Raw genomic sequence first — 7,338 nt, 5'->3', positions numbered from 1 at the left:
GGGCTGGGGTGAGGGGGAAAAGATCTCCAGAACACCACAAAACCCAAGTCGGACACCCAATAAAAAACGGCCCTGAAAAAGGCCGTTCTACTCTGCATCAAAAACTCAAGCCCGCAACGTCCGCGTCATGCGCAGCGCCAGCAGACTCCCGCCAACAATGACCCCCGCCAGCAGATACAGCGCGGCATCGGTCGACCCCGTGCTGTCCTTGACCCAACCCACCAGATACGGACTGAGGAACCCGGCCATCTGCCCCATCGAGTTGATCAACGCCAGCCCACCGGCCGCAGCACCCGCACTCAACATCGCCGTCGGCACCGGCCAGAACATCGGCAGGCCAGTCAGCGCACCCATGGTGGCAATGGTCAGACCGAGAATCGCAATCGCCGGGTTAGCCGCGAAGTTCACCGCAATCACCAGACCGATCGCGCCCATCAGCATTGGCACCACCAAGTGCCAGCGACGCTCCTTGCGCAAGTCTGCCGAACGCCCGACCACCAGCATGAACACCGCCGCCAGCAAATACGGAATCGCACTCAGCCAGCCGATCACCAGGTTATCGCTGAAGCCGAGGTTCTTGATGATCGACGGCAGCCAGAAGTTGATCGCGTACACGCCACTCTGGATGCAGAAATAGATCAGGCCAAACGCCCAGATCGCCGGGTTCTTGAACACCGCCAGCAGCGAGTCGGACGTAGTCTTCGGCTTGTTCGCCAAATCTTCCGCCTGATCCGCTTCGAGCACGGCGCGCTCATGCGGGCTCAGCCATTTGGCGTTGGCGAAGCTGTCGCTCAGGAGGAAATAGGCGAGGGCGCCGAGAATGACGGTAGGAATGCCTTGCAGCAGAAACATCCACTGCCAGCCCGCCAAACCACCTTGCCCTGCGGCGAAGTGATTGAGAATCCAGCCCGAGAATGGGCTGCCAAGCAAACCCGACACCGGGATCGCCGACATGAACAACGCCATGATCCGGCCACGGCGGAAGGTCGGGAACCACTGCGAGAGGTACAACACGACGCCCGGGAAGAACCCGGCTTCGGCCGCACCGGTGAACAGGCGCAGCGTGTAGAACTCGGTCGGGGTGGTGACGAACAAAAGGCAGGTCGACAGCGTGCCCCAAGTGATCATCATTACCGCGATCCAGCGCCGTGGGCCGAATTTGGTCAACGCAAGGTTGCTCGGCACGCCGCACAACACGTAGCCGATAAAGAAGATACCGGCCCCGAGGCCGTACACGGTTTCGCTGAATTTCAGCGCGTCGAGCATCTGCAGTTTGGCAAATCCAACGTTGACCCGGTCGAGGTAGTTGAACAAGTAGCAGATGAAAATGAAGGGGATCAAACGCAGGGTGATGCGTTTGTAGACGGCGTTTTTATCGTCATCGATGGTCTGGGTAGCTGCGGCGCTGTGCGACATAGCGGCTCTCTCTTTATTATGATTTTTTGCGATGCAAAGGGTAACGTTGATCGCCCCGAGAGTCTCGGCCACCTTTGGCCGGATTGTCTTTGTGCCTGAGCACAGGGTTTGCCACCAGACCCTGTGCGGGTGAACAACTGCCAGTGCCGAAATTTAAGGATTGCCGCCGTTATGTTCGAACTCGATCACGACCTCGCCCAGGACATCGTCGACCGGGCCATGGCCATTTTGCCCTACAACGTCAACGTCATGGACAGCCAGGGGCTGATCCTCGGCAGCGGCGAACCGGAGCGCATCAACACCCGTCACGAAGGCGCGCAACTGGTGCTGGCCAATGGTCGCGTGGTCGAGATCGACGCGCAGACGGCCGTGCATTTGAAGGGCGTACAACCGGGCATCAACCTGCCGCTGTTACTCGATCAGCGCTTGATCGGTGTGCTTGGCATTACCGGCGAACCGGAGCAACTGCGCACGTACGCAGAGCTGGTGCGCATGACCGCCGAAATGCTCGTCGGCCAGCGCAATCAGCAGGCCGAACAGCAATGGCGGCGCCAGCGTTGTGATGATTTGCTCGCGCTGCTGTTGAGCGAGGCGGGGGATTCGCCGCGACTGGTCGATGAAGCGCAGCAACTCGGGCTTAAACCGCAACTGACGCGGGTACCGTATCTGTTCGAGCTGGGCCTTGAACATGGGCCGGGGCAAACCGTCGAGGCGCTGAGTGCCTGGCTGATGTCGCGTTATCCCGATAGCTGGTGCGTGAGTTCGGCGAAGTCATCGCTGCTGTGGTGTCGCCCGGCGAATCAGACCGTCGAGCACGACCGCTTACTGGAAAAACTCGACGGCCTCGGCTGGAAGATTCTGCGCATCGCCGTGGGCGGGCAGGCCGATGGACTGGCCGGGTTACGTCGGTGTTATCGGCGGGTTGGTGATTTGCTCGCCTATGGCCGGGAAGTGTTGCCGCACTCGCGATTGCTGACGCTGAACCGCTATCGCTTGCCGGTGATGTTGTGGCGGCATCGCAATGACGATGCGCTGGACGAATTGCTCAAGCCGCTGCGCAAGGTGATCGCCAAGGACGGCAACGGCCAGTTGCTGGCGACGCTGCGCAGTTGGTGCGAGCACGATGGTCAGAGTCAGGCGTGTGCCGATGCGTTGGGGATTCATCGCAACAGTTTGCGTTATCGGATGGAGCGGATTGCTGAACTGAGTGGGGTTGATCCGTTGCGGCTGGACGGGATGTTGGCGCTGTATCTTGGGGTGCAGCTATTACCCCAGACAGATCTGTCGGCATGAGGTGATTTTGAGGCCGCCATCGCTGGTAAGCCAGCTCCCACAAGGGTTGATGGTGTTCACTACATTTGGGTTCACCGACAATCCCTGTGGGAGCTGGCTTGCCAGCGATGGCGGCCGAACATTCACCGCCACTTTCCCTGTCTTTGTGAAAATGAACAATAAACGCCCCCGCCACTTGTGCAGCGGACCGGCGTCAACGCTCAGGCAGACTGGCAGCATGAGGGGCATTGCAACCGGAGAATTCGCATGAAGATCGTCATCGCCCCCGATTCGTTCAAGGACAGCCTCAGTGCCCAAGGCGTCGCCGAAGCCATTGCCCTCGGCCTTGCTCAGGTCTGGCCGCACGCGACCTTGGTCAAATGCCCAATGGCTGACGGTGGCGAAGGTACGGTCGAATCGATCCTTGCCGCGTGCGAAGGCGAGCTGCGCCGCACCCGCGTGCGCGGCCCTTTGGGCACAGCCGTCGACGCTGCATGGGGCTGGTTGCCGCACAACCACACCGCAATCATTGAAATGGCCGAGGCCAGCGGCTTGCAATTGGTACCGCTGGGGCAGCGCGATGCCTGCATCAGCAGCACTTTCGGTACCGGCGAACTGATTCGCGCAGCGCTGGATGCCGGCGCGCAACGGGTGATTCTGGCGATTGGTGGCAGCGCGACCAATGACGGCGGCGCCGGTGCGGTGCAAGCGTTGGGCGTGAAGTTGCTCGATGCGCAAGGACAGACGTTGGTACCCGGCGGCTTGGCCTTGGCGCAACTGGCGCGTGTCGATTTGAGCGAACTTGACCCGCGACTGGCGCACGTGCGCTTCGATATCGCAGCGGACGTCAATAACCCACTCTGCGGTCCGCACGGAGCTTCCGTGATTTTCGGCCCGCAGAAAGGTGCCTCACCGGCGCAAGTGCAGCAACTCGATCAGGCCTTGGGGCACTTCGCCGAACTGTGCGCACAAGCGTTGGGCAAAGACGTTCGTGATGAGCCGGGCAGCGGCGCGGCAGGTGGTTTGGGGTTTGCGGCCAAGGCCTTCCTCAGTGCGCAATTTCAAGCCGGGGTGGAAGTGGTTGCCGAACTGGTCGGCCTCGCCGAAGCCGTCAAAGGTGCCGATCTGGTGATCACCGGGGAAGGGCGCTTCGATGCCCAGACCTTGCGTGGCAAGACGCCGTTCGGCGTTGCGCGGATTGCCAAACGGCATGACGTGCCAGTGATTGTCATTGCCGGTACTTTGGGCGAGGGTTACCAAGAACTCTACGAGCACGGCATCGACGCGGCATTCGCTGTGACCAGCGGCCCGATGTCCCTGGAACAGGCCTGCGCCGAAGCACCGCGCCTGTTGCGTGAACGCGCGACGGACATCGCCCGTGTCTGGCAGCTCGCTATCGACCGCTGAGCCTGATCAGCTGCCGAAGGCTGTGATCTTTTGATACTGCTTTTAAACGTCAAAAGATCGCAGCCTCGTTCCACTCGACAGCTCCTACACAAAACAACCAACTGTGTTTCATTGCTGTAACACCCTGAAAAATAGTTGCTCTTGACCCGCAATCTTCCTAAAGCCTGGCCGATACAGCTAACAGGCGCGCACATAACTTCCTAAAACAGTGACGCCGGACTGGACCCGCCCCCCTCGGGCCAGTGATGACGCATGGACGCTCGTAGTTTCTATCTTTCGAGAGCTCAACTATGTCCCTGCGTAACCTGAATATCGCGCCCCGTGCCTTCCTCGGTTTTGCCTTTATCGCCTTGCTGGTGATCGTGCTCGGCGTGTTCGCCGTCAACCGCATGTCGATCATCCGTCAGGCGTCCGTCGAGATGGATTCGACGCAACTGCCCAGCGTGACGCAACTTGCCGTAGTGACAGAAAACGTCCTGCGTCTGCGGATTCTGTCGTTCCGCGTGCTGGTCAACCGCGAAGCGGCCGGGTTGCAGGAAGCGCAGACCCGCATCGGCGTTCTGGTCGACAAGGTTCGCGCCGCCCAGGCCAGTTACGCCGCACTGCCGGCCGGCCCGGAAGAGCGGGCGTTGTACCAGACCTTTGCGACCACGCTGGACAACTACCTGCAAGCGCAGAACCAGATGATGGAGCTGTCGCGCCAGGACAAACTCGACGAGATGCGCACCCTGATCAACACGCGGATCAAGGACGGCACCGACCAGATGGGCGAACAGCTCAACAAGCTGATAGCGATGAACGCCGCCGATGCAAAGACCGCTTCGATTCAGGCCGGCCAATATTATGACAGCGCCATCACCGGCATCATTATCGTCGCTGTTTTCGCAGCCGTTGCCACGGTGCTACTGGCTTGGCTGCTGACCCGCAGCATCGTCACGCCGCTGAACCGTGCCGTGCAGGCCGCGCAAACCATTGCTGACGGCAACCTCACCAAAGTCATCGAAATCGACGGCAAGGACGAAGCGACGCAGTTGCTGCAGGCGCTGGCCACCATGCAGAGCAACCTGCGCAAAACCATCGAGCAGATCGCCGGCTCCGCCACGCAACTGGGCGCCGCAGCCGAAGAACTCAGCGCGGTGACTGAAGAAGCCTCCCGTGGCCTGCAGCAGCAGAACAACGAAATCGAGCAAGCCGCCACCGCCGTCAACGAGATGACCGCCGCCGTCGAGGAAGTCGCGCGCAACGCCGTGTCGACCTCGGAAGCCTCGAACCAGTCGACCCACGCCGCCCGCGAAGGCCGCGATCAAGTAGTGAAAACCGTCGACGCCATCCAGACCATGACCCACGACGTGCAGAACACCGCGCACATGATCGAAGGTCTCGCCGCGCAGGGCCGTGACATCGGCAAAGTGCTCGATGTGATCCGCGCCATCGCCGAACAGACCAACCTGCTGGCGCTCAACGCGGCCATCGAAGCGGCCCGCGCCGGTGAGGCCGGGCGGGGTTTTGCAGTGGTGGCGGACGAAGTGCGCGCACTGGCTCATCGCACGGCGCAGTCGACCCAAGAGATTGAAAAAATGGTCGCCGGCATTCAGAACGGTACCGGCGAAGCGGTTTCGTCGATGCAGCAAAGCAACCAGCGCACCCAGACCACTCTGGAAATGGCCCGCGCGGCCGGTGTTGCGCTGGAGCAGATCACCCAATCAATCCACCAAATCAACGAGCGCAACCTGGTGATTGCCAGCGCCTCGGAAGAACAGGCGCAAGTGTCGCGCGAGGTCGACCGCAACCTGGTCAACATCCGCGATCTGGCCACGCAATCGGCTGCCGGGGCCAACCAGACCAGCGCCGCGACCCACGAACTGTCGCGTCTGGCGGTGGATTTGAATGCCATGGTGGCGCGTTTCGTGATTTGAGATACGGTGAAGGCTGGAGACCGCGCCATCAGGAGACGTACATGCGCTATTCAGCCTTGACCCAACGAATCGCCGGGGAGGGAGCCGCTGCCTGGCAGATTCACGACCGAGCGCTGGAGTTGCGCGCCGAGGGTGTCGATATCCTGCTGCTGAGCATCGGCGATCCGGATTTCGATACACCTCTGCCAATTGTTCACGGCGCGATCGACAGCTTGTTGGCCGGCGATACCCATTATTCCGAAGTACGCGGTCGTTTGGCACTGCGCAAGCTGATTGCCGAACGGCATCGTCAGCGCAGCGGGCAAGCGGTCGAAGCCGACCACGTAATCGTTATGCCCGGCGCGCAATGCGCGGTGTATTCGGTGGCGCAATGTCTGCTGGATCCAGGCGATGAAGTGATTGTCGCCGAACCGATGTACGTCACCTACGAAGGCGTGTTTGGCGCTTGCGGCGCGACAGTGGTGCCGGTGCCGGTGCGCCCGGAAAACGGCTTTCGCGTAGACCCCTTCGATGTCGCTGCGCGGATCACGCCGAAAACCCGCGCCATGCTGCTCAACAGCCCGAACAATCCCAGCGGCGCGAGCCTGTCACTGCTGATCTGGCAGGAACTGGCGGCGCTCTGCGTGCAGCATGACTTGTGGCTGATCAGCGACGAGGTCTACAGCGAACTGCTCTATGAAGGTCAGCACGTCAGCCCGGCGAGTTTGCCGGGCATGGCCGAGCGCACGGCGACAATCAACAGCCTGTCGAAATCCCACGCCATGACCGGCTGGCGCATCGGCTGGATGATCGGGCCGACATCGCTGGCCGAGCATTTAGTCAATTTGTCGCTGAGCATGTTGTTCGGGTTGCCGGATTTTGTGCAGAAAGCCGCAGAGATTGCGTTGCAGTCAGACCTGCCGGAAGTGACGCAAATGTGCGAGGAATATCGCCTCCGCCGGGATCTGGTGTGTGAACGTTTGAGCGGTTGCCCGGGGCTGTATCCGATCCGTCCGGATGGCGGCATGTTTGTGATGGTTGATGTGCGTCAGACCGGGCTGGGCGCCCAGGCGTTTGCCGAGCGGTTGCTGGAGGGTTATGGCGTGTCGGTGCTGGCCGGTGAGGCGTTCGGGCCGAGTGCGGCGGGGCATATTCGCATCGGGCTGGTGCTGGATCGGGTGAAACTGGCGGATGCCTGTGCGCGGATTGCGCTTTGCGCGGCGCAGCTTTTACAGGCGCGCAGTGCTTGATGGTTTTGTCTTGCCTGCACTGGCCCCATCGCTGGCAAGCCAGCTCCCACAGTGATTTGAGGTGGACATGATATTTGTGTCCGCTCGAGAACCCTGTG

The 7,338-nt window shown here is 61.1% G+C and carries 5 protein-coding genes; 4 read left to right on the top strand and 1 reads right to left on the bottom strand.

All coding sequences use genetic code 11. The features are described from left to right. Positions 1-105: 105 nt before the first annotated feature. Entirely contained in the window at positions 106-1,416 is a 1,311-nt protein-coding gene (locus PMI23_RS06950) for an MFS transporter (RefSeq protein WP_007912199.1), read from the bottom strand. 171 nt (positions 1,417-1,587) lie between these two features. Between PMI23_RS06950 and PMI23_RS06945 the strand changes: the two genes are divergently transcribed. The 4 genes from PMI23_RS06945 (at position 1,588) to PMI23_RS06930 (ending at position 7,240) form a co-directional block, all read left to right on the top strand. Next, positions 1,588-2,709, top strand: a complete 1,122-nt coding sequence (locus PMI23_RS06945) for a sugar diacid recognition domain-containing protein (RefSeq protein ID WP_007912197.1) — start codon at positions 1,588-1,590, stop codon at positions 2,707-2,709. Positions 2,710-2,955: 246 nt separating this feature from the next. Further along, positions 2,956-4,095: a glycerate kinase gene (locus tag PMI23_RS06940; RefSeq protein ID WP_007912195.1), complete on the top strand. Its 1,140-nt coding sequence runs from the start codon at positions 2,956-2,958 to the stop codon at positions 4,093-4,095. A gap of 290 nt (positions 4,096-4,385) precedes the next feature. Beyond that, entirely contained in the window at positions 4,386-6,011 is a 1,626-nt protein-coding gene (locus tag PMI23_RS06935; protein WP_007912193.1) for a methyl-accepting chemotaxis protein, read from the top strand. A 41-nt stretch (positions 6,012-6,052) separates the two neighbouring features. Further along, positions 6,053-7,240, top strand: a complete 1,188-nt coding sequence (locus PMI23_RS06930; protein ID WP_007912191.1) for a pyridoxal phosphate-dependent aminotransferase — start codon at positions 6,053-6,055, stop codon at positions 7,238-7,240. Positions 7,241-7,338: the final 98 nt, after the last annotated feature.

It is taken from the genome of Pseudomonas sp. GM24, assembly GCF_000282235.1.
Taxonomy (GTDB): domain Bacteria; phylum Pseudomonadota; class Gammaproteobacteria; order Pseudomonadales; family Pseudomonadaceae; genus Aquipseudomonas.
The sequence above is the reverse complement of the archived record's forward strand: the minus strand, read 5'-3'. Positions and strand labels throughout refer to the sequence as shown.

Coding starts and splice junctions, on each gene's coding strand:
- PMI23_RS06950 (WP_007912199.1), bottom strand. CDS start 1,416: ATGTCGCACAGCGCCGCAGCTACCCAGACCATCGATGACGATAAAAAC.
- PMI23_RS06945 (WP_007912197.1), top strand. CDS start 1,588: ATGTTCGAACTCGATCACGACCTCGCCCAGGACATCGTCGACCGGGCC.
- PMI23_RS06940 (WP_007912195.1), top strand. CDS start 2,956: ATGAAGATCGTCATCGCCCCCGATTCGTTCAAGGACAGCCTCAGTGCC.
- PMI23_RS06935 (WP_007912193.1), top strand. CDS start 4,386: ATGTCCCTGCGTAACCTGAATATCGCGCCCCGTGCCTTCCTCGGTTTT.
- PMI23_RS06930 (WP_007912191.1), top strand. CDS start 6,053: ATGCGCTATTCAGCCTTGACCCAACGAATCGCCGGGGAGGGAGCCGCT.